Annotated in this window: 19 protein-coding genes; 7 read left to right on the top strand and 12 right to left on the bottom strand. The window is 68.4% G+C overall.

Features of this window, described 5'->3' with window-relative positions; genetic code table 11:
* Positions 1-2 precede the first annotated feature (2 nt).
* From accC to ACXRVZ_RS23940, 10 genes are all read right to left on the bottom strand, one after another.
* A complete protein-coding gene (accC, locus tag ACXRVZ_RS23985) occupies positions 3-1352 on the bottom strand; it encodes an acetyl-CoA carboxylase biotin carboxylase subunit (protein WP_457424118.1) in 1350 nt (449 codons plus the stop codon).
* Between the two features lie 9 nt (positions 1353-1361).
* Complete coding sequence (gene accB / locus ACXRVZ_RS23980) at positions 1362-1814, bottom strand: acetyl-CoA carboxylase biotin carboxyl carrier protein (RefSeq protein WP_457424134.1); 453 nt, start codon at positions 1812-1814, stop codon at positions 1362-1364.
* Positions 1815-1872: 58 nt separating this feature from the next.
* Positions 1873-2322 carry a type II 3-dehydroquinate dehydratase gene (gene aroQ, locus ACXRVZ_RS23975; RefSeq protein ID WP_457424116.1) on the bottom strand — a complete coding sequence of 150 codons (450 nt, stop codon included), beginning with the start codon at positions 2320-2322 and terminating at the stop codon, positions 1873-1875.
* Between the two features lie 108 nt (positions 2323-2430).
* Positions 2431-2952 carry a TlpA family protein disulfide reductase gene (locus tag ACXRVZ_RS23970; protein ID WP_457424114.1) on the bottom strand — a complete coding sequence of 174 codons (522 nt, stop codon included), beginning with the start codon at positions 2950-2952 and terminating at the stop codon, positions 2431-2433.
* Positions 2949-3533, bottom strand: coding sequence for a hypothetical protein (locus ACXRVZ_RS23965; protein ID WP_457424112.1), 585 nt, complete (start codon positions 3531-3533; stop codon positions 2949-2951). Before ACXRVZ_RS23965 ends, ACXRVZ_RS23970 begins: the two co-directional genes overlap by 4 nt.
* A gap of 75 nt (positions 3534-3608) precedes the next feature.
* Entirely contained in the window at positions 3609-4322 is a 714-nt protein-coding gene (gene mtgA / locus ACXRVZ_RS23960) for a monofunctional biosynthetic peptidoglycan transglycosylase (RefSeq protein ID WP_457424132.1), read from the bottom strand.
* The gene (aroE, locus tag ACXRVZ_RS23955) at positions 4322-5137 is read right to left on the bottom strand and encodes a shikimate dehydrogenase (RefSeq protein WP_457424110.1); all 816 of its coding nucleotides are present in this window, start codon (positions 5135-5137) and stop codon (positions 4322-4324) included. The genes mtgA and aroE overlap by 1 nt, the downstream gene beginning before the upstream one ends.
* On the bottom strand, positions 5134-5988 hold the full coding sequence (locus ACXRVZ_RS23950) for an energy transducer TonB (RefSeq protein ID WP_457424108.1): 855 nt from the start codon (positions 5986-5988) through the stop codon (positions 5134-5136). The genes aroE and ACXRVZ_RS23950 overlap by 4 nt, the downstream gene beginning before the upstream one ends.
* Before the next feature lies 1 nt (position 5989).
* Positions 5990-8020 (bottom strand): ribonuclease catalytic domain-containing protein, encoded by a 2031-nt coding sequence (locus ACXRVZ_RS23945; RefSeq protein ID WP_457424106.1) that lies wholly within the window; start codon positions 8018-8020, stop codon positions 5990-5992.
* A gap of 18 nt (positions 8021-8038) precedes the next feature.
* Entirely contained in the window at positions 8039-8629 is a 591-nt protein-coding gene (locus ACXRVZ_RS23940) for a YqiA/YcfP family alpha/beta fold hydrolase (protein ID WP_457424104.1), read from the bottom strand.
* Positions 8630-8752: 123 nt separating this feature from the next.
* Between ACXRVZ_RS23940 and ACXRVZ_RS23935 the strand changes: the two genes are divergently transcribed.
* The 6 genes from ACXRVZ_RS23935 to clsB all read left to right on the top strand — a co-directional run bounded on the left by ACXRVZ_RS23935 (position 8753) and on the right by clsB (position 15789).
* Positions 8753-11437 carry a zinc-dependent metalloprotease gene (locus tag ACXRVZ_RS23935; protein WP_457424102.1) on the top strand — a complete coding sequence of 895 codons (2685 nt, stop codon included), beginning with the start codon at positions 8753-8755 and terminating at the stop codon, positions 11435-11437.
* A 510-nt stretch (positions 11438-11947) separates the two neighbouring features.
* Entirely contained in the window at positions 11948-12358 is a 411-nt protein-coding gene (locus ACXRVZ_RS23930; protein WP_457424100.1) for a PaaI family thioesterase, read from the top strand.
* A gap of 70 nt (positions 12359-12428) precedes the next feature.
* Positions 12429-13229, top strand: coding sequence for a CsgG/HfaB family protein (locus ACXRVZ_RS23925; protein ID WP_457424098.1), 801 nt, complete (start codon positions 12429-12431; stop codon positions 13227-13229).
* Positions 13230-13259: 30 nt separating this feature from the next.
* On the top strand, positions 13260-13733 hold the full coding sequence (nudB, locus tag ACXRVZ_RS23920; RefSeq protein WP_457424096.1) for a dihydroneopterin triphosphate diphosphatase: 474 nt from the start codon (positions 13260-13262) through the stop codon (positions 13731-13733).
* Complete coding sequence (locus tag ACXRVZ_RS23915; protein ID WP_457424094.1) at positions 13733-14530, top strand: endonuclease/exonuclease/phosphatase family protein; 798 nt, start codon at positions 13733-13735, stop codon at positions 14528-14530. The genes nudB and ACXRVZ_RS23915 overlap by 1 nt, the downstream gene beginning before the upstream one ends.
* Positions 14527-15789: a cardiolipin synthase ClsB gene (gene clsB / locus ACXRVZ_RS23910; protein WP_457424092.1), complete on the top strand. Its 1263-nt coding sequence runs from the start codon at positions 14527-14529 to the stop codon at positions 15787-15789. The genes ACXRVZ_RS23915 and clsB overlap by 4 nt, the downstream gene beginning before the upstream one ends.
* Here the strand turns inward: clsB and hutH are convergent.
* Positions 15786-17285 (bottom strand): histidine ammonia-lyase, encoded by a 1500-nt coding sequence (hutH, locus tag ACXRVZ_RS23905; protein ID WP_457424090.1) that lies wholly within the window; start codon positions 17283-17285, stop codon positions 15786-15788. The genes clsB and hutH overlap by 4 nt on opposite strands.
* The gene (gene hutU / locus ACXRVZ_RS23900; protein ID WP_457424088.1) at positions 17282-18943 is read right to left on the bottom strand and encodes a urocanate hydratase; all 1662 of its coding nucleotides are present in this window, start codon (positions 18941-18943) and stop codon (positions 17282-17284) included. The genes hutH and hutU overlap by 4 nt, the downstream gene beginning before the upstream one ends.
* Positions 18944-19010: 67 nt before the next feature.
* Between hutU and hutC the strand changes: the two genes are divergently transcribed.
* On the top strand, positions 19011-19730 hold the full coding sequence (gene hutC, locus ACXRVZ_RS23895; protein ID WP_457424086.1) for a histidine utilization repressor: 720 nt from the start codon (positions 19011-19013) through the stop codon (positions 19728-19730).
* The last annotated feature ends 92 nt before the right edge of the window (positions 19731-19822 follow it).

The raw sequence follows: 19822 nt of genomic DNA, 5'->3' as shown, positions 1-19822 counted from the left end.
CATCAACGCTTGTGCGCCGCCATCCAGCCTTCCAGGTAGTGGATGCTGGTGCCGCCTTCGATGAACTTGGCGTCCGCCATCAACTCGCGGTGCAGCGGGATGTTGGTCTGGATACCTTCGACCACCGTCTCGCTCAGCGCGATGCGCATGCGGGCCAGGGCCTGCTCGCGCGTGTCGCCGTGGACGATGATCTTGCCGATCATGGAGTCGTAGTTGGGCGGCACGAAGTAGTTCGTGTAGGCATGCGAATCCACGCGCACGCCGGGGCCGCCGGGCGCGTGCCACATCGTGATGCGGCCGGGCGAGGGGATGAACTTGACCGGGTCTTCCGCGTTGATGCGGCACTCGATCGCGTGCCCGCGCAGTTCGATCTGGCGCTGCGTGAACGGCAGCTTCTCGCCGGCGGCGATCTTGATCTGCTGCTGCACGATATCGATGCCGGTGACCATCTCCGTGACCGGGTGTTCGACCTGCACGCGCGTGTTCATCTCGATAAAGAAGAACTCGCCGTTTTCGTACAGGAACTCGAAGGTGCCGGCGCCGCGGTAGCCCATCTTCTTGCAGGCGGCGGCGCAGCGGTCGCCCACCTTTTCGATCGTGCGGCGGGGGATGCCCGGTGCCGGCGCTTCCTCGATGATCTTCTGGTGGCGGCGCTGCATGGAGCAGTCGCGCTCGCCCAGCCAGACGGCGTTCTTGAACGTGTCAGCCAGGATCTGGATCTCCACATGGCGTGGGTTCTCCAGGAACTTCTCCATGTAGACCTCGGGGTTGCCGAAGGCCGCGCCCGCTTCGGCGCGCGTCGTCTGCACGGCGTGCACCAGGGCGGCCTCGGTGTGCACGACGCGCATGCCGCGCCCGCCGCCGCCGCCGGCGGCCTTGATGATGACCGGGTAGCCCACCGTGCGGGCGATCTTGATGATCTCCTTCGGGTCCTCGGGCAGGGCGCCTTCGGAGCCGGGCACGCAGGGCACGCCGGCGCGGATCATGGCCTGCTTGGCGGAGACCTTGTCGCCCATCATGCGGATGGACTCGGGCGTCGGGCCGATGAAGGTGAAGCCACTGCGCTCGACACGCTCGGCGAAGTCGGCGTTCTCGCTCAGGAAGCCGTAGCCGGGGTGAATGGCCTCGGCGTCGGTCACCTCGGCCGTGGCAATGATGGCCGGCATGCTCAGGTAGCTCTGCGCCGACGCTGCCGGGCCGATGCAGACGGCTTCGTCGGCCAGCTTCACATACTTGGCGTCGCGGTCAGCCTCGGAGTAGACGACGACGGACTTGATGCCGAGTTCGCGGCACGCTCGTTGGATGCGGAGAGCAATCTCTCCGCGGTTGGCAATTAGGACCTTCTTAAACATCGAGTGGCCTCACTCGATCACGAACAGCGGCTGTCCGAATTCGACCGCCTGCCCGTTCTCGCACAGGATCTTGGTGATCGTGCCACTCTTGTCAGCCTCGATCTCGTTCATGATCTTCATCGCTTCGATGATGCAGATCGGCTCGCCTTCCTTGATCTGCTGGCCGACGTCGCCGAAGGGCTTGGCGTTCGGGCCGGAGGCGCGATAGAAGGTACCGACCATGGGCGACTTGACGATGTGGCCGGTTTCGACGGGCGCGGCAGCCGGAGCGGCGGCGGCCGCAGGTGCGGTAGCGGCGGCAATCGGTGCGGCCGGAGCGGCGGCATAGACCGGTTGCACGGCAACGGCAGCGGGGTCGGCCTTGACGATGCGGACCTTCCCGTCGGCCTCGGTGATTTCCAACTCGGAGATATTCGATTCCGAGACCAGGTCGATCAGGGTCTTGAGCTTGCGCAGGTCCATCATGGCTCCAGGCTATGTTGTTGTTGTGGGGGGAAGAAAGAAGGGCCGCCGGTCGCTCTCAGGCGCCGGCGGCTCCCAACGATTCGAGGGCGTGGCGCAGCGCCAGGCGGTAGCCGTTGGCGCCCAGGCCGCAGATGACGCCCACCGCCAGGTCGCTGACATAGCTGTGATGGCGGAAGGGCTCGCGGCGGTGGATGTTGGACAGGTGGACTTCGATGAAGGGCAGGGCAACGCCGGCCAACGCGTCGCGGATGGCGACGCTGGTGTGGGTGTAGGCGGCCGGATTGATGACGATGAAGCGCGTGCCGTCGCCGCGCGCGGCCTGGATCCGGTCGACCAGGGCACCCTCGTGGTTGCTCTGGAAGCTCGCCAGCGTGGCGCCGGCATCGGCGGCGATCGCGCTCAGTTCGGCGTCGATCTGGGCCAGGGTCTGCGCGCCGTACACCTCCGGCTCGCGAGTGCCGAGCAGGTTGAGGTTGGGGCCATGCAGGACAAGAATTTGCATCAAACATGTGGCGGGCGCTGGGCCAGGTTGGTCTAGGGAACCGCCACTAAATTGAGGAAGGGCGAACTTTACGCTTTTTGCCGCCGGTTTCCGCGTGGGATAGGGTAATTCTCAAGAAGTTAGCAGCGCCTGCAAATCCTGCAGTCGGGTCACGCCCAGGCGGCGCCAGCTGATCTCGCCGGTCTCGTCGAAGACGACGCTAAAGGGCAGGCCGCCGGCCGGATTGCCCAGTTCCCGCACCAGCCTCAAGCCTTCGGCGCCGGCCAGGGCGATGGCGAAGTCCAGCGGCTGCTTCTTCAGGAAAGCCTTCACCGGCTCGGCCTGATCCACCGCCAGGCCCAGCACCTGCCAGCCCTTGGCCTTGGCCTGGCCGTAGAACTGGTTGATCTCCGGCAGCTCCTTCACGCAGGGCGGGCACCAGGTAGCCCAGAAGTTGACGAGCAGCGGCTTGCCGCGCCAGCGGGCGACGTCCAGCTCGGCGCCGTCCACGCCGGCAAAGCGGCGCGCCCAGAAGGCCTGGGCGACGGCCGAGGCGACGGGCGGGTTCAGCTTGCGCCAGGCGAAGGAGGCGCCCAGGGCTGCGGCGCCGACGCCGGCGCCAGTCAGCATCAGGCGACGGGTGACGGGGTTCATTCGGACTCCAGCAAGGAAAGCAGCGCGGCCAGGTCGCCGCGTTCGGTCCGGCCGCCGGCATCCGGTTTCAAGGCGCCGCGCAAGTCGTCGAAGTCCAGGATGGTCAGGCAGATCGTGACCCGCTCCTGCAGCGCCGGGCAGGGCGCGTCCAGCACAAGCATGTCGACGGGCTTGCCTCGCGGGCCTTTCGTCTCGGCCACGTCAAAGTCCACGCCCCGGTCCAGCAGCGCGATCTCGGCGGCCTTGCTGTCGTCGCAGTAGAGCTGCAGGTGGACGTTGGACAGGCGCGTGGCCGTGCCGCGCCAGACGGCGCCGGTCAGGTGCGGCCGGAACTCCGCCAGCCGCGCCATCCATTGCGCGGCCAATTCCCTCAGCGCGCGCAACTCGGCCGGCTGGGTGTCGGCGTGGAAGATGGCGATGTGCTCGCGCACGGCGGCCTCGACTTCGTCGTTGCCGGGCAGGGCGGCACGCGGTGCATCCAGGTCGCGGGCGGCGCGCTGCTTGGCGGCGCCCCAGTCCATGCCTTCATCGACGATGAGGCGGGCAGCGGCAGCAGCGATTTCTTCGGTCAGGTCGTTCATGTCAGTGGCGCCCGGCCGTCCGAAGCACTGACGCGCCCCCTTGGGGGGCAGTGAGCGAAGCGAGCGTGGGGGCGGTCATGGAATTTGGGCGCTGTTCATGCGATTGACGATGAGGCCAGCCCGATTGATGACGTAGGCCGAACCCGGCTGGCGCTCGAATCGCTTGGGCGCCGGCAGCATGACCGCCAGCCGCGCGGCTTCAAAAGCGCCGAGTCTCGACACGTCCATGCGGAAGTAATGCCGCGCGGCGGCCTGGGCGCCGAACAGTCCTTCGCCCCATTCGACGCTGTTCAGATAGATCTCCAGGATGCGTTGCTTGCTCAGCAACCCTTCCAGCATCAGCGTCAGGATGAGCTCCTGGCCCTTACGCATCAGCGTGCGTTCGCCGGACAGGAAGAGGTTCTTGGCCAGTTGCTGCGTGATCGTCGAGCCGCCGATGACCTTGGCCACGCCCTTGCCGCGTGCCTCGGCGCGGGCCTGCGCCTTCTCGTTCTTCATCCGGGCCTTCTTCAGCGCGTCCCAGTCGACGCCGCCGTGCTCGGCAAAACCGTCGTCCTCGCTGGCAATGACCGCGCGCTTCAGCGTCCTGGGCAACTGCTCGTCGTCCACCCATTGCTGGGCCCACGGCACTTGCTGCTTTTCCTTCATCAGTCGCAGCGCCTCGCTGCGCTGGAAGCTGGTGGACTGCGGCGCGAGCACGTTCATCAGCGCGATACGGCCCGCGAACCAGAGCTGCAGGCACAGCACGGCCAGGGCCAGCACGCCAATCAACCGACCGGCGTGGCGCATCACGGCAACGTCCTCATCGCCTTGAACACCGGCGCCGTGTCGGGCCGCACGCGACGCCAAAAGAAAAACGCCTCGGCCGCCTGCTCGATCAGCATGCCCAGGCCGTCGCGCGGCTCGGCGCCGTGGGCGGCGGCCCAGTCGAGAAAGCCTTGCGCCTTGGGGCCGTACATCATGTCCAGCGCCAGCGCGCCGGGCTTCAGCACGCCGGCGTCGACGGGCGCGGCGGCGCCGGCAAGACTGGTGCTGGTCGCGTTGACGACGACGTCCTGCGCGGCCGGCGCGTCAGTCAACGTGCCGGCAAACAAAGGCACGCCCAGGTGGGCGTGGCTGGCAACCAGGGCCTGGGCCTTGTCGACCGTGCGGTTCACGACGGTGATCTGCGCCGGCCCGGCCGCGATCAGGCTGCCCAGCACGCCCGCCGCCGCGCCGCCGGCGCCCACCAGCAGCACATGCAGGCCGGCCAGCGAGCGGCCGGCGTTGCGCTGGATGTCGTTGACGAGCCCGGCGCCGTCGGTGTTGTCGCCCGTCCAGCCGCCGTCGTCGAAGCGCAGCGCGTTCACGGCGCCACCGAGCTGCGCGCGCTCCGTACGGTGCGCGGCCAAAGCGAAGGCATCGAACTTGAAAGGCACGGTGATGTTGCAGCCCTTGGCGCCGACGGCAACGAAATCGCGCAGCGTCGCCTCGAAGCCGTCCAGCGGCGCCAGCAGGCGTTCGTAGGTCAGCGACTGCCCCGTCTGCTCCGCAAACATCGCGTGGATGGCCGGCGAGCGGCTGTGTTCTACCGGGTTGCCGACCACGGCATATCTATCAGTCATTGCGGTTGTCCCTGCAAAGTCGTTTCCAACCCGTCGTCGCGCGTGAACTTGAAGCGCGATGTGATGACCAGCACCTCGGCGCCGCGCAGCATCTCCTTGCTGAAGTTGCCGAAGGGCGAGGCCGCCTGCACGATGGCGATGGCCCGGCGGTCCAGCGTCGCATTGCCGCTGGAGGACAGCACGTCGGTCTCGATGACGCGGCCCTTGTGGTCGATGTGGATGTTCATCGTCAGCTCGCCATAGAGCTTCTTGCCGCGCGCCTCGGGGAAGTCGCGCGTGCCGCGCTCCTCGATGCGGCGGCGCAGGCTGTCGTAGTACTGCGCGTAGACGACCTCGCGCGTGGCCGGGCTGATGTAGCGCTTGCGCGGCCGGGCGCTTTCCTCGTTGACGCGCTTCTCGATCTCGGCGAGCAGATCAACGAGCTGGCGGCGCTTCTCGGCCTGGGCGCGCTCGGCGGAATCGGTCTTCTCGCGGCGTGGGTCGGGCGGCGGCAGCAGCGCGATGTCGCGGCGCAGCTGGGTCAGCAATTGCTGCTGCTGCTGCTGCAACTGGGAGATCTGCGAGCTCTGCGCCTCGGCGGCGTCGCCAATCTCGCTGTGGCGCGCGGGCGGCAGCGGCGAGGTGGCGCGGCCCACTTCCGTATTGCCGCCGCCGGCCAGGTTGGCCTGGGCCAGCGCTGCGGCCTTGGTGGGCATCTCGTTGGAGCGCGTGTTGACGAGCACCACCTCCAGCGGCGTGTCCTGGAAGACGCGGTTGAAGGACTCGGGCGCGCCCATGCGCCAGCCGAGCAGAACACCATGCGCGCCAAGCGAGCAAGCAAGGGCGATCTGCAGGGTGCTCAGCCGGCGCATTTCAGCTTTGCGCCGCCGGTTCTGCTTCGCTCGGGCTGTCGTTCAGATCGATGGCCAATGCGATGGGCGCGGCGGCGGCTTCGAGGTCGTCGTCCTCGCCTTCCGGCTCCTCGGCGGCCGGCGCCTCGTCAAGCCGCTCGATCAGCGTCGCATGCACGTCCAGCGTCATCTCGTCCAGGCCGGTGATGCGCACCTTCACGTGGCTGCCGCGCGGCAGGTTCTCGCAGCCCAGAGCCTTGAACACCAGCGGCAGGTCATCCGAGCGGACAAGGCCTTCCTTCATGACCGTGGCGGTTAGCTCGGTCGTGCCGTTCTGCTGGAGATAGCGCAGTGTCCAGAAACGCTCGATGCCGTTCTGGAAACCGTTGTAGGCCGCGTAGGCGGACTCGAAGCCCGAGATGATGGAGAAGAGCTGCGCGTCCTTGGGCTTGAACGGCGCGACGAGTGCAGCCGTCTTGCCGTGGCGGGCGCAGGCAATGATCTGCCACTGGTTGACCAGGTCGACATAACGGCGCAGTGGTGACGTCGCCCAGGTGTATTGCGCCACGCCCATGCCCGCGTGCGGCAGGGCCTTGGTGCCCATGCGCACCTTGATGCCGGGCGCCAGGCTGGCCTGGCTGCGGTAGATGCCGGGCAGGCCCAGCTCGGCCAGCCAGCCGCCCCAGGCGGAGTTGGCCAGGATCATGGCCTCGGCCACGATCAGGTCCAGCGAACTGCCGCGGGCGCGCGTGCCGATCTCGACCGACTCCGTGCCGTTGGGCGCTTCCATGCGCTCGCCGACGAGGCGGAAGTTGTAGTCGGGCCGGTTGAAGTTCTCCGGCTTGCCGCGCACCACCTCGCGCTGCGCCTTCAGGTGCCTGGCCAGTCGCCAGGTGAACGCAAGCTCAGGGGCGAAGGCGTAGTCGGCCGGGGCTTCGCCGGACAGCGTGGCGTCGGTGACGATGCCGTCCAGCTTGTCGTGGCGCAGGTTGGCGGCGATGTGCACGCGCTCCAGCTTGGTTTCCTTCGCCTTGATCTCGAAGGTTGCTTCGTCGAACGTGAAGTAGATGGACACGGCCGGGCAGTCGCGGCCCTCGATCAGCGTGTAGGCCTGCACGACGTCGTCGGGCAGCATGGTCAGCTTCCAGCCCGGCATGTAGACGGTGGACAGGCGGTCGCGGGCGACCTTGTCGACGGCCGAGTCCGGCGTGATCGCGAGGCCCGGCGCGGCGATGTGCACGCCGAAGGTGACCGTGCCCGTGCCCAGGCCCTGCACCGACAGTGCGTCGTCGATCTCGGTGGTCTGCGAGTCGTCGATGGAGAAGGCCTGGGCCGTGGACAGCGCCAGTTCGTCCTTGATCTCTGGGGCAGTCAGCGCGGGGAAGCCGGCGCCCTTGGGGAAGTTCTCGAACAGGAAGCGCTTCCAGTGGAACTGGTAGGCGCTGGTGATGGCGCCCGCGCCCTGCAGCAGGTCCAGCGGCGCCTTGTGCGAGCGCTTGGCCGCTTCGACCACGGCCTTGTATTCAGGGCCGTTCTTATCGGGCTTGAAGAGGATCTTGTAGATCTGCTCCTGGATGGGCGCGGGGCAGGTGCCCGCCGCCAACTCATCCGCCCAGGTCTCGATCTGTAGCGCCTGCTGGCGCTTGCGTTCAATACCCAGCAGCGCGGCCTTGACTATCTCCTCGGGCGCCTTCTTGAACTGACCCTTGCCGGCGCGGCGGAAGTAGTGCGGCGCGTCGTACAGGCCCAGCAGCGCAGCGGCCTGCTGCACGGTGCCGGCCTTGGCGTCGAAATAGTCCCGTGCCAGGTCGGCAAAGCCGAACTCGCCCTCGGGCGCGAACTCCCAGGCCAGGTCGAGGTCGATGGTGTCCGCCAGCGCCCGCGCTTCGCTCAGCAGCACGGCTGGCGCCGGCTTGTCGAACTTCAGCAGCACATTGGCGGACTTGACCTTGACTCGCTTGCCCGAGTCCAGCTCGACCTGCAGCGAGGCATCAGCCTCCGACATCACCCGGCCGGCGTGAAATTTCCCGGCATCATCAAACAGCGCAAACATAGGGGCGGGATTGTCGCCTCAGCCTTGGAGGTGTCTGACCAAGCCGGGCAAATGGTCTTCAAAGTCCGTGAGGCCATGGTCGCTGCCTTCCAGCAGTTCGCCGTCGCAGCCGGCGTAGCGGGCGAGCATCTCGCGCCAGTCCAGCAGCTCGTCGCCCTTGGCGATCAGCGCGTAGTAGCGCAGCGGGCGGGTCAGCGTGGCCGGCGGTGTTAGCGCGGCTAGTTCGGCGACATGCTGCGCCGTGAAGTCGAACTTCAGCGTGGGGTCATGCCAGGCGCTCAGCTCGCCGATGTGCTGCCCCAGGTCGCGCGCCGGGTTCACGGCCGGGTTCAGCACGGCTGCTCGCCAGCCGCGGTGGGCGCGCTGCTCGGCCAGCGCCGTCGCGTAGAAGCCGCCCAGCGAGCTGCCAATGACGGCCGACCCCGTCGCCGGCCAGCCGGCCACGATCCCGGCGACGAGGGCCATCGCGTCCAGCGGGGAGGGTGGCAGCTGCGGGCAGGCGAAAGTCAGGCCCGGCTGCTGCGCCGCCCAGGCTGCCATGCGCAGCGCCTTGGCCGAGCCCGGCGAAGAACGAAAGCCGTGTAAATAAATGAGATGCGTGAGTTCCATGACGGAAGTTTTGTTGGGAAGCTTTGTTACGACGCGACGGTGACGTCACCCAATTGACGCCAGTGTCGTCGCCGTCCACAGTGATCGTTTTTCTTCATTTTTCGGACGCTTCGCATGATTCGGATGCACCGCACTGCCCTTGCCACCGCCGCGCTGATCGCGCTGGCCACCGCAGCCCAGGCCCAGACCCCGCCCACCGGCGCGGCCTCGGCGCCTGCTGGCGCAGCCTCCGCCCCGGCCACGCCGGGTGCCCGCCCGCCCGCCGACCCCACCGCCCCCAAGCCCTTCGCCGAGATCATCCGCGGCGCCAAGGAGCAGCCGGGTCTCTACCCGATCTGGCGCAAGGACGAAAAGACCTGGATCGAGATCCCCAAGGAGGCCTTCAACAAGCCCTTCCTGTTCAGCGTCAACGTCGCCAACTCCATCGGCGAGCGCGGCCTGTACGCCAGCCAGATGATCGGCGAGGAGCTGGCTGAGTGGCGCCGCATCGGCAACCACGTCCAGCTGATCGCGCTGAACACCAAGTTCCGCACCGACAACGCCGCCACCAAGGCCGCGCTGGACCAGGCCTTCTCGCCCAGCCTGATCACGTCCGGCCCTGTGGCCAGCGCCGATCACCCGGACCGCAAGTCCGTGCTGGTGGACGCCAGCGGCTTCCTGCTGAATGACATCCCCGGCTACTCCACGCGCCTGGAAACGGCCTTCCGCCTGCCCTACGCGCCGGACCGCGCCAACTCCTTCATCGAGGCGACCCGCGCCGACGCGCAGATCTCCACGCTGACCGCCCGCGTGCACTTCGCCACGCCGCGCATCCCCGCGCCGCCGCTGGTGCCCGTGCCGGTGCCCGTGCCCACGCCGCCGCAAGCGACGCCGGACCCGCGCTCGATGTTCTTCAGCTTCGTCTACAGCTTCCGCGCGCTACCTGAAGCGCCGGCCGCCGTGCGCCATGCCGACCCACGCCTGGGTCATTTCATGGAGAGCTACAGCAACCTCGGCGACGACCTCAAGCCCAACCCGCGCGTGCACATGGTGGCCCGCTGGCGCCTCGAGAAGAAGGACCCGGCGGCGGCGCTGTCCGAGCCGGTCCAGCCCATCGTCTACTGGATGGACAAGAACATCCCCGCCAAATACCGCGACTCCGTCAAGGCCGGCATCCTGGAGTGGAACAAGGCCTTCGAGAAGATCGGCTTCAAGGACGCCGTGGTCGCCAAGCAGCAGCCCGATGACGCCGACTGGGACAACATGGACTCGACGCACGCGTCCATCCGCTGGTTCACCGGCTCGGACGTCGGCTTCGCCATCGGCCCCAGCCACAAGGACCCGCGCACCGGCGAAATCCTGGACGCCGACATCGGCATGAGCGACGTCTTCGGCCGCGGCACCCGCCGCCTGGCCGCGGACGACGTGCCGGCCGGCTACCAGGCACACGACCACAGCCACAGCAGCTGGACGGGCGAGCGCAGCCAGCACGCGCTGGCCGACCAGCTCTGCACCTACATGGCCGACCAGGCCAGCGAGTTCGGCTTCGCGCTCGACCTGCTGGCCCTGCGCGACGGGCTGGACACCAACGGCCCCGAGGCCGAGGCGCTGGCCCAGGCGGTGATGAAGGACGTCGTCATGCACGAGGTCGGCCACACGCTGGGCCTCAAGCACAACTTCCGCTCGTCCACGACCATCACCCAGGCGCAGCTGAAGGACAAGACCTTCACCGAGGCCAACGGCATCTCCAACTCGGTGATGGACTACAACGCCTACAACCTGCCGCTCAAGGGCGAGGCCAAGACCAGCGTGACCAACACGACGCTGGGCGCCTACGACTACTGGGCCATCGAGTACGCCTACAAGCCCATCGCCGCCGAGCAGGAAGCCGGCGAGCTGGGCCGCATCGCCGCGCGCTCCACCGAGCCGCAACTGGCCTTCGGCGACGACTTCGACCAGGGCACCGGCGGCATCTACGATGGCTTCGACCCGCGCACCAACCAGCGCGACCTGGGCGACGACCCGCTGGCCTATGCCAAGAAGCGCCTCAAGCTCAGCCAGGAGCTGTGGGAGCGCGTGCAAACCCGCAAACCCGAGGCCGGCGAGGACCCGCTGCGCAGCCGCCGCTCGGTGTTCGAGGCTTTCCGCCAACTGGGCATGACGGCCAACAACGTCAGCAAGTACGTGGGCGGTATCCAGGCCGAGCGCATCGTGCCGGGCGTCACGCCGGGCCCCGCCTTCAAGCCGGTGGACAACGCCCAGCAGCGCGAGGCCTTGCGCTTCATCGCCACCGGCCTGCTGTCCAGCGACTCGTTCAAGTTCCGCCCTGAGTTCCTGGCCATGCAGACGCTGGACTACAACGAGTGGGAACGTGGCCTGCCGCTGTCCATCCCCGACACCGTCAGCGCCCTGCAGGGCCGCGTGCTGGACCGCCTGATGTCGCCCGCCACCGCGCGCCGCCTCATCGACCAGAGCGGCTACCTGCCCGAGGCCCAGCGCAAAGGCGCGGTCTCGCTGAGCGAGGTGTACGGCACGTTGCAGAACGCGGTGTTCAGCGAGCTCAAGACGGGTGCCGAGATCGACCGCATGCGGCGCAGCCTGCAGCGCGAATACCTGAAGCGTCTGCAAGCCCAGCTGAACCGCTCGACCAACGGCGCCACCGTCTACGCCGACGCCTTCTCGATGGCGCGCTGGCACGCCACTCAGCTGGCCAACGACCTGCGCACGGCCTCGGCCAAGCCGGGCCTGTCGGTCGAGACCAAGGCCCACCTGGCCGAGACGCAGGACATGCTCAACAGCATGCTGAAGGCGACGCTGACGCGCAGCTGATCTTTTCAGCCTGAAGCGACAAGGCCGGCAGTGATGCCGGCCTTTTTTGTAGGCTCTGTGAGCCTTGCTTGGTGATGCCTGGGCAACCGTGGGTGGGGCGCAAGAGGACGGGCAGACCTGCTGCTGCGTGTCCCCCGGCCGCTGTGCGGCCTCCTCCTTTACCTTCGCAGCAGGCCTGCCCGCCCTCCTGCTTGACGCTGCGCCGGGGCTGCTCGACGAAGAACGCTTACGGTGGAGAAGCCGGGAGGTGGGGCGCGCAATTGCGCAGGTAAAGGAGGAGGGCCGCTTGCGGCCCGGGGGACTGAGCCCGGACACAAACAGTCCTGAGGACTGTTTGTGCCTGGCGAAGGATTGGGCCTCTGGCCCAAGCAACGGAGCAATTGCGTGCCCCCGCCTCCCGGCGCAGCCCGCTCTTCGGGGACCGAGTCGGGGCCTTGCTGGGCGATTGCAAGGTAACGCGCAAAGAGGCTTCCTTCTCACTACGATGACCGGCCATCCAGCGGAGGCGTCATGCCCGACAGCACCCAATTCAACCAGTTCGGCGCCAAGTACTTGCCGGGCTATCTCGGCATCAACATCACCCACGTCGAGGGCGGCGAAGTGCACGCCGAGCTGCCGGTGCGGCCCGAGCTGATGGCGCCGAACGGCTTCCTGCATGCCGGCAGCATCGTCACGCTGGCCGACACCTGCGCCGGCTACGGCTGCGTGGCCAGCCTGCCGGAAGGCGCAGTCGGCTTCACGACCGTCGAGCTGAAATCCAACCACCTCGGTACGGCGCGCGAGGGCACGGCGGCCTGCGTGGCCAAGGCCGTGCACCTGGGCCGCACCACCCAGGTCTGGGACGCCGTCGTCACGCACAAGGACACCGGCAAGACGATGGCGCTGTTCCGTTGCACGCAGATGGTGCTCTACCCTAAGTGAGGGGGCGGCTGTCGCCTTGTCCCATGTTCTAGGGCCGGTGGGGCGCGCGCGGGGAGGCAGACTCGCGGCCATGAAGAAACTGCTCCTGCTCGCCCTTCCCGCCGCCGCCCTGCTGCTCGCCGCCTGCGGCAAGCAGTCCACCACCCTGGGCGAGGGCGGGTCGGTCATCAGCGGCTCGGCCGGCCCGGCCGGCGCCCATAACGCCAGCCGCGAACTCGTCAAATGCACGGCACCGGTGGCGACGCTGGCCCTGGTCGAGAACCCCAACGGCTACGGCTATTCCAGCAGCTACCAGCTGCCCGCCAGCCCGGTGCCGCTGGTGCGCCTGCTGGCCCAGCAGAGCGGCTGCTTTCGCGTTGTCGACCGCGCGGCCGGCCTGAAGGCCACGGTGCGCGAGCAGGAGCTGAAGGACGCCGGCATCCTGCGCCAGCAGGGCAACACGGTCAGCAAGGGCAAGGGCTACGAGGCCCAGTACAGCCTGACGCCCAGCCTCACCTTCAGCGAGCAGGACGCCGGCCGCCAGATCGGCGGCATCCTGCAGGCCATTCCCTATCTGAACAAGCTGGTTGGCGCGGCCGAGCAGGTCAAGCTCAAGCAGGCCCAGGCCGCGCTGCTGCTGACCGACAACGAGACGACCGAGCAGGTCGCCGCGTCCACCGGGTCCGTCGAGGTGACGGACCTGGGCATGGGCGGCGCCATCGTTGGCAAGCTGGGCGGTGCGGCCGGCGCGGGCTGGAGCAATACCAACGAGGGCAAGGTCATCGCCGCCGCCTTCATGGACGCGCACAACCAGCTCGTCGCCCAGGTGCGAGAACTTCAGGCCAAGGAGCTGCCGCCCGAGGTCGCCAAACGCAAGGCGCAGGGCGGCTGACGGCGCCAGAGCCACGGCTATGCTGGCGCTATGCAGTCGGCCAAGCCCTTCAAGATTCCCGAGTCGGTCCTCGTCGTCATCCACACGCCCGACCTGCGGGTGCTGCTGATCGAGCGGGCCGACCACCCCGGTTTCTGGCAGAGCGTGACCGGCTCCAAGGACAGCGTTGACGAGCCGGCCGCCGAGACCGCGCGGCGCGAGGTGGTGGAGGAAACGGGCTTTGACATTGCTGCTGCTGGCGGCGAGCTGACCGACTGGCAACTGGCGAACGTCTACGACATCTACCCGCAATGGCGGCATCGTTACGCGCCCGGTGTCACGCGCAACACCGAACACGTCTTTGGCCTACAGCTGCCATCGGCGTTGACGCCCACGCTGGCGCCGCGCGAGCATCTATCGTGGCTCTGGTTGCCCTGGCAAGAGGCTGCGGACCGCTGCTTCTCGCCGTCCAACGCCGAGGCAGTGCTGCAGTTGCCACGGTTCACCGCCGCCACGATGCCTTGATGGTCATGAGATCCGCCGCACGCCCCACCCCCCATCCTCCCGGCGACGTGCTGCGCGTCGCGACCTACAACATCCACAAAGGCGTGCGCGGGCTGGGCCCCGCCAAGCGCCTGGAGATCCACAACCTGCAGATGGGTGTGGAGGCGCTGGACGCCGACCTCGTCTGCCTGCAGGAGGTGCGCCTCTTCCACCACCGCGAGGCGGCGCAGTTCGACCGCACCTGGTTCGGCTGGCCCGAGAAGGGGCAGGCCGAGTTCCTGGCGCCCGAGGGCTACGAGGTGGCCTACCGCACCAACGCCGTCACCAAGGGCGGCGAGCACGGCAACGCGCTGCTGTCGCGCTGGCCCATGGGCGACATCGGTCACCACGACGTGTCCGACCATTCCTTCGAGCAACGCGGCCTGCTGCATGTGCCCGTGCACTGGCATGGCACGATGGTGCATGTCGTGGTCGCGCACTTCGGGCTGATCCATTCCAGCCGCATGCGCCAGGTCGACCGCCTGGCGGCCTTCGTGAGCGAGCATGTGCCGGAGGGCGCGCCCGTGCTGGTAGCCGGTGACTTCAACGACTGGGGTGAGCGCCTGGATGCGGCAATGCGCCTGAACGGGCTGCGCCGCGCGTCACCGCCACACGGTCGCCCGCGCCCGGCCACCTTCCCGTCGCGCCTGCCGGTGTTTGCGCTGGACCGCGTCTACACGCGCGGCCTGCGCTGCACGGGCGTGCAGGTGCCGCGCGGGCCCAGCTGGGCCCGCATGTCTGACCATCTGCCCTTGGTGGTGGAACTGGCGCTGGAATGAGACGCCTCGGGTCGAGGCGGCGCACGCGACACTCGGCCGCCGACACCGGCTTCGTCGGCGGCAACGAGATAGCACTGCTGCGCGGCGGCGACCAGCTCTTCCCGGCCATGCAGGCGGCCATCGCCCGCGCGCGCCACGAGGTCTGGCTGGCGACCTACATCTTTCATCACGACGACACCTCGCTCGCCCTCGTCGACACGCTGCTGGCGGCCGACCGACGCGGCGTGCGCGTGCGCGTCGTCGTCGATGGTTTCGGCAGCGCCGCCAGCCTCGCGACGCTGCGCAAGCGCTTTGCCGGCAGCGGCGTGGCGCTGGCGGTGTTCCGGCCCATGGACCGCTGGTGGGACTGGTTCAAGCGCGGCCAGCTGCGCCGCCTGCACCAGAAGCTCTGCGTCGTCGACAACGACCTGGCCTTCGTCGGCGGCATCAATGTCATCGACGACCGCCTGGACATGCGCCACGGCCTCAGCGAGCTGCCGCGGCTGGACTTCGCCGTGCAGATCGGTGGCGGCCTCGTCGACCTAGTGAGTCACAGCGTGCGCTCGATCTGGTCACGTGCCTGGCTGGGGCGCGATTTTGACGATGCGCTGCTGGACTACGTGCCCCTGCGCCGCCGCTTCAGCCTGTGGCTGACCCAGCTCTGGCGCGGCCCGCAGCGACTGCCCGAGCCGTCGTCGCGGCTGCCGCCCGTCTGCGCCGCCTTCGTGCTGCGCGACAACCTGCGTCGCCGCCGCACCATCGAGCATGCCTACGCCGACGCCATCCGCAACGCGCGCCACAGCGTCGACATCGTCTGCCCGTATTTCTATCCCGGCCAGCGCATCCGCCACGCCTTGCGCGGCGCCGCCGACCGCGGCGTGCGCGTGCGCCTGCTGCTGCAGGGCAAGCTGGATTACCGCATCGCCGGCTGGGCCGCAGAGGCGCTGTATGCCGACCTGCTGCGCCACGGCATCGAGATCTACGAATACATGCCCGCCTTCCTGCATGCCAAGGTCGCCATCGTCGACGACGAATGGGCCACGGTCGGCAGCTCCAACATCGACCCGCTGTCCCTGCTCGTCAACCTGGAGGCCAACGTCGTCGTGCTGGACCGCAGCTTCGCGACCCAGCTCGCCGCCGAGATCGAGGCCGCGCTGGCCGGGTCCGAGCGTGTCGGCGCAGCGGGCGGCAAGGGCCTGCGTGCATGGATGCACCGGGCCGTCGTGGTGTGGTTTGCCTACGTCTTCCTGCGTGTGGCTGGGGCGGCAGGCAGGTACTAAAGAGCAGGCGCGTGGTGCGACTTCAGCACGCCCGCCTGCACCAGCGCCGCGGCGCGCTCGATATCCGGCGCGAGGTAGTGGTCGGCCGGGCTGCTCGCGCAGTCTGCGCGCAGCCTTGCGTGCAGCGCCTCGACGGGCGCTGAACTCGTCAGTGGCCGCAGGAAGTCGATGCCTTGCGCGGCCGCCAGCATCTCGATGGCGACGATGTGGGCCGTGTTGTCCAGCATGGCGTGCAGGCGGCGCGCGGCGAAGGTCGCCATCGACACATGGTCTTCCTGGTTCGCACTGGTCGGCAGGCTGTCTACGCTGGCCGGGTGGGCCAGGCTCTTGTTCTCGCTGGCCAGCGCGGCTGCCGTCACATGGGCAATCATGAAGCCGCTGTGCAGGCCGGCGTCGGCGGTCAGGAAGGGCGGCAGGCGCGAGATGCCGGGGTCGATGAGCATGGCGATGCGGCGCTCGGCGATGGCGCCCACCTCAGCGATGGCCAGGGCCAGGTTGTCGGCCGCAAACGCGACCGGCTCGGCGTGGAAGTTGCCGCCCGACAACATCACATCGTCGAACACCAGCGGGTTGTCGGTCACCGCATTGGCCTCACAGACGAGCACGGCCGCCGTGTGCCGCGCCTGGTCCAGGCAGGCGCCCATGACCTGGGGCTGGCAGCGCAGGCAGTACGGGTCCTGCACGCGCTCGTCGCCCTCGCGGTGGGACGCGCGGATGGCGCTGCCGGCCAGCAGCTCGCGGTAGACGGCCGCCACCTCGATCTGGCCGGGCTGGCCGCGCACTTCGTGGATGCGGGCGTCGAAGGGACCGTCGCTGCCGCGCGCGGCGTCCAGCGTCATCGCGCCGCTGGCCAGTGCCGTGGCGAACAAGCCCTCGAAGCGCAGCAGCGCATGCAGCGCCAGCGCCGTGCTGGCCTGGGTGCCGTTGATGAGGGCCAGGCCTTCCTTGGCCGCCAGCGTCAGCGGTGGCAGCTTCAACCGCGCCAGCTCCTCGCGGGCCGGCACGCGCTGGCCTTTCACCAGCGCCTCGCCTTCGCCCATCAGTGCCAGCGTCAGGTGGGCCAGCGGCGCCAGGTCGCCACTCGCGCCGACCGAGCCCTGGCAGGGCACATAGGGAATGAAGCCGGCGTTGAAGGCGTCCAGCAGCGCGGTGATGACGACGCGGCGCACGCCCGAGAAGCCCCGTGCCAGGCTGCCTGCCTTGGTGGCCAGCATCAGCCGCACCACCTCGGGCGACATCGGCGCGCCGACACCCACCGCGTGGCTGCGGATCAGGTTGAGCTGCAGCTGCGCGAGTTGGTCCTTGGCGATGCGCGTGCTGGCCAGCTTGCCGAAACCGGTGTTGACGCCGTAGACCGGTGCGTCGCCCGCGGCCGCGGCGGCGACGAGGGCGGCGCTCTTGTCCACCGGCGCCCAGTCGTCGAGCTGGAGCTTGCCTTGGCCGGCGGCGATGTCGGCGAGCTGGGCGAGCGTGAGTTGTCCGGGGATGAGTTTCATAGCGAGGGCAGGTTCAGGTTGTTCTTGTTGGCGCAGGCAACGGCCGACTCGTAGCCGGCGTCGGCGTGGCGCATGACGCCGGTGCCGGGGTCATTCCACAGCACGCGCGAGAGGCGCCTGGCCGCCGCGTCCGTGCCGTCGGCAACGATGACGACGCCCGAGTGCTGCGAGTAGCCCATGCCCACGCCGCCGCCATGGTGCAGGCTCACCCAGGTGGCGCCGCCGGCGGTGTTGAGCAGCGCGTTCAGCAGCGGCCAGTCGGACACGGCGTCGGAGCCATCCCTCATGCCCTCGGTCTCGCGGTTGGGGCTGGCGACAGAGCCGCTGTCCAGGTGGTCGCGGCCGATGACGATGGGCGCCTTCAGCTCGCCGCTCTTCACCATGTCGTTGAAGGCCAGGCCGGCGATGTGGCGCTCGCCCAGGCCCAGCCAGCAGATTCGCGCCGGCAGGCCCTGGAAGGCGATGCGCTCGGCGGCCATGTCCAGCCAGCGGTGCAGCGCGGCGTGTTGGGGGAAGAGTTCCTTCAGCTTGGCGTCGGTCTTGCGGATGTCGTCCGGGTCGCCCGACAGCGCCACCCAGCGGAACGGCCCCTTGCCCTCGCAGAACAGCGGCCGCACATAGGCGGGCACGAAGCCGGGGAAGTCGAAGGCGTTGCTCACGCCCTGGTCCAGTGCGACCTGGCGGATGTTGTTGCCGTAGTCCACCGTCGGAATGCCCTGGGCCTTGAAGGCCAGCATGGCTTGCACGTGGGTCGCGCAGCCGGCAGCGGCGGCGGCCTTCAATTCGGCGTGTTGAGCCGGGTCTGCCGACGCGGCCTTCCATTGCTCAACGCTCCACCTGGGCGGGCAGTAGCCGTTGATGAGGTCGTGGGCGCTGGTCTGGTCCGTCACGAGGTCGGGTTTCACATCACGCCTGACCAGCTCTGGCAGCATCTCCGCCGCGTTGCCCAGCAGCGCGACCGACACCGCGCGGCCGGCGGCGGTGTGGGCCTGGATGCGGGCCAGCGCGTCGTCGAGGTCGAGCGCCTGCTCGTCCACGTAGCGCGTCTTCAGGCGGAAGTCGATGCGGCTTTGCTGGCACTCGATGTTCAGCGAGCAGAAGCCCGCGAAGGTGGCCGCCAGCGGCTGCGCGCCGCCCATGCCGCCCAGGCCGGCGGTCAGCACCCATCTGCCCTTGGCCACGCCGCCGTAGTGCTGGCGCGCCGCTTCGACAAAGGTCTCGTAGGTGCCCTGCACGATGCCCTGGCTGCCGATGTAGATCCAGCTGCCAGCCGTCATCTGGCCGTACATCATCAAGCCCTTGCGGTCCAGTTCGTGGAAGTGTTCCCACGTCGCCCAGGCCGGCACGAGATTGGAGTTGGCCAGCAGCACCCGCGGCGCATCGGCATGCGTGCGGAAAACGCCCACCGGCTTGCCGGACTGGATCAACAGCGTCTCGTCGTCATTCAGTTCGCGCAGGCTTTGCAGGATGGCGTCGAAGGCCTCCCAGTTGCGCGCCGCCTTGCCGATGCCGCCGTAGACGACCAGCGCGTCCGGGTTCTCGGCCACGGCTGGGTCGAGGTTGTTCCGAAGCATGCGGTAGGCGGCCTCGGTCAGCCAGCTCTTGCAGCTGAGTTGCGTGCCCGTGGGGGCTTTGACTGGACGGGGCAGGGCGGTCATCCGGAACTCCTTGAAAGCCGGGCGAACTCTAGTTGTCTATACAAGTCGAGTCAACTAGGATGCCGGCATGCCAAGAAGCCCCGCCAGCCCCGAGCCCCAATACCTCAAGGTCAAGAACCATCTGCGCGAAGGCATCGCCAGCAGCCACTGGGTGGCCGGCGACCTGCTGCCCAGCGAAGGCGCACTGGTCGCGCTGTTCGAGGTCAGTCGCATGACGGTGAACCGGGCGCTGCGCGAGCTGGTGCAGGAGGGGCTGATCGAGCGCGTGCAAGGTGTGGGCAGCTTCGTCGCCCAGCTGCACCGCATCTCGTCGACGCTGAACGTGCGCGACGTGCACGAGGAGATCCTGGAGCGCGGCGGCCAGCACGAAGCGCGCGTGCATGCCCTCACCAAAGGCAAGGCCACGCCGCAGCAGGCCGCCGAGCTGGGGCTGAAGCGCGGCGCGCCGGTGTTCCTGAGCCTCATCGTGCACCTGGAGAACGGCCACGCCATCCAGTGCGAGGAGCGCGCCGTCAACCCGGCCTGCGCGCCTGACTACCTGGCACAGGATTTCACGCGCATCACGCCGACCCACTACCTGCTGGAAGTGGCGCCGCTGTCTGAAGCGCGCTACATGATCGAGGCGGCGCTGACCGGCGAGGTCGAGGCCAAGCTGCTCGGCATCAGCCGCCGCGACCCCTGTCTGGTGGTCAAGCGCATCACCTACAGCCGCGGCGTGGCGGTCACTTCCGTGAAATTGACCCACCCCGGAGCACGTTACCAATTGCAAGGGAGCTTCTCGGCATGAGTTTCGCCGCCGGGAGCTGCGGAAAATGCGCAGTTCCTCGCAGAGCGGGCGAGGGCCTGTTAACACTACGGCAACGGGCCGCGTTGTACCCA

Source organism: Roseateles sp. P5_E8 (assembly GCF_054177665.1).
This window is presented reverse-complemented; position numbering and strand designations above follow the sequence as displayed.

Bases quoted from the DNA above. Each gene is read 5' to 3' on its own strand.
- ACXRVZ_RS23935 (WP_457424102.1), top strand. From the start codon at position 8,753: ATGCACCGCACTGCCCTTGCCACCGCCGCGCTGATCGCGCTGGCCACC.
- mtgA (WP_457424132.1), bottom strand. From the start codon at position 4,322: ATGCGCCACGCCGGTCGGTTGATTGGCGTGCTGGCCCTGGCCGTGCTG.
- accC (WP_457424118.1), bottom strand. From the start codon at position 1,352: ATGTTTAAGAAGGTCCTAATTGCCAACCGCGGAGAGATTGCTCTCCGC.
- ACXRVZ_RS23965 (WP_457424112.1), bottom strand. From the start codon at position 3,533: ATGAACGACCTGACCGAAGAAATCGCTGCTGCCGCTGCCCGCCTCATC.
- clsB (WP_457424092.1), top strand. From the start codon at position 14,527: ATGAGACGCCTCGGGTCGAGGCGGCGCACGCGACACTCGGCCGCCGAC.
- aroE (WP_457424110.1), bottom strand. From the start codon at position 5,137: ATGACTGATAGATATGCCGTGGTCGGCAACCCGGTAGAACACAGCCGC.
- hutU (WP_457424088.1), bottom strand. From the start codon at position 18,943: ATGACCGCCCTGCCCCGTCCAGTCAAAGCCCCCACGGGCACGCAACTC.
- nudB (WP_457424096.1), top strand. From the start codon at position 13,260: ATGCAGTCGGCCAAGCCCTTCAAGATTCCCGAGTCGGTCCTCGTCGTC.
- hutH (WP_457424090.1), bottom strand. From the start codon at position 17,285: ATGAAACTCATCCCCGGACAACTCACGCTCGCCCAGCTCGCCGACATC.
- ACXRVZ_RS23930 (WP_457424100.1), top strand. From the start codon at position 11,948: ATGCCCGACAGCACCCAATTCAACCAGTTCGGCGCCAAGTACTTGCCG.
- ACXRVZ_RS23925 (WP_457424098.1), top strand. From the start codon at position 12,429: ATGAAGAAACTGCTCCTGCTCGCCCTTCCCGCCGCCGCCCTGCTGCTC.
- hutC (WP_457424086.1), top strand. From the start codon at position 19,011: ATGCCAAGAAGCCCCGCCAGCCCCGAGCCCCAATACCTCAAGGTCAAG.
- accB (WP_457424134.1), bottom strand. From the start codon at position 1,814: ATGGACCTGCGCAAGCTCAAGACCCTGATCGACCTGGTCTCGGAATCG.
- ACXRVZ_RS23940 (WP_457424104.1), bottom strand. From the start codon at position 8,629: ATGGAACTCACGCATCTCATTTATTTACACGGCTTTCGTTCTTCGCCG.
- ACXRVZ_RS23915 (WP_457424094.1), top strand. From the start codon at position 13,733: ATGGTCATGAGATCCGCCGCACGCCCCACCCCCCATCCTCCCGGCGAC.
- ACXRVZ_RS23950 (WP_457424108.1), bottom strand. From the start codon at position 5,988: ATGCGCCGGCTGAGCACCCTGCAGATCGCCCTTGCTTGCTCGCTTGGC.
- ACXRVZ_RS23945 (WP_457424106.1), bottom strand. From the start codon at position 8,020: ATGTTTGCGCTGTTTGATGATGCCGGGAAATTTCACGCCGGCCGGGTG.
- ACXRVZ_RS23970 (WP_457424114.1), bottom strand. From the start codon at position 2,952: ATGAACCCCGTCACCCGTCGCCTGATGCTGACTGGCGCCGGCGTCGGC.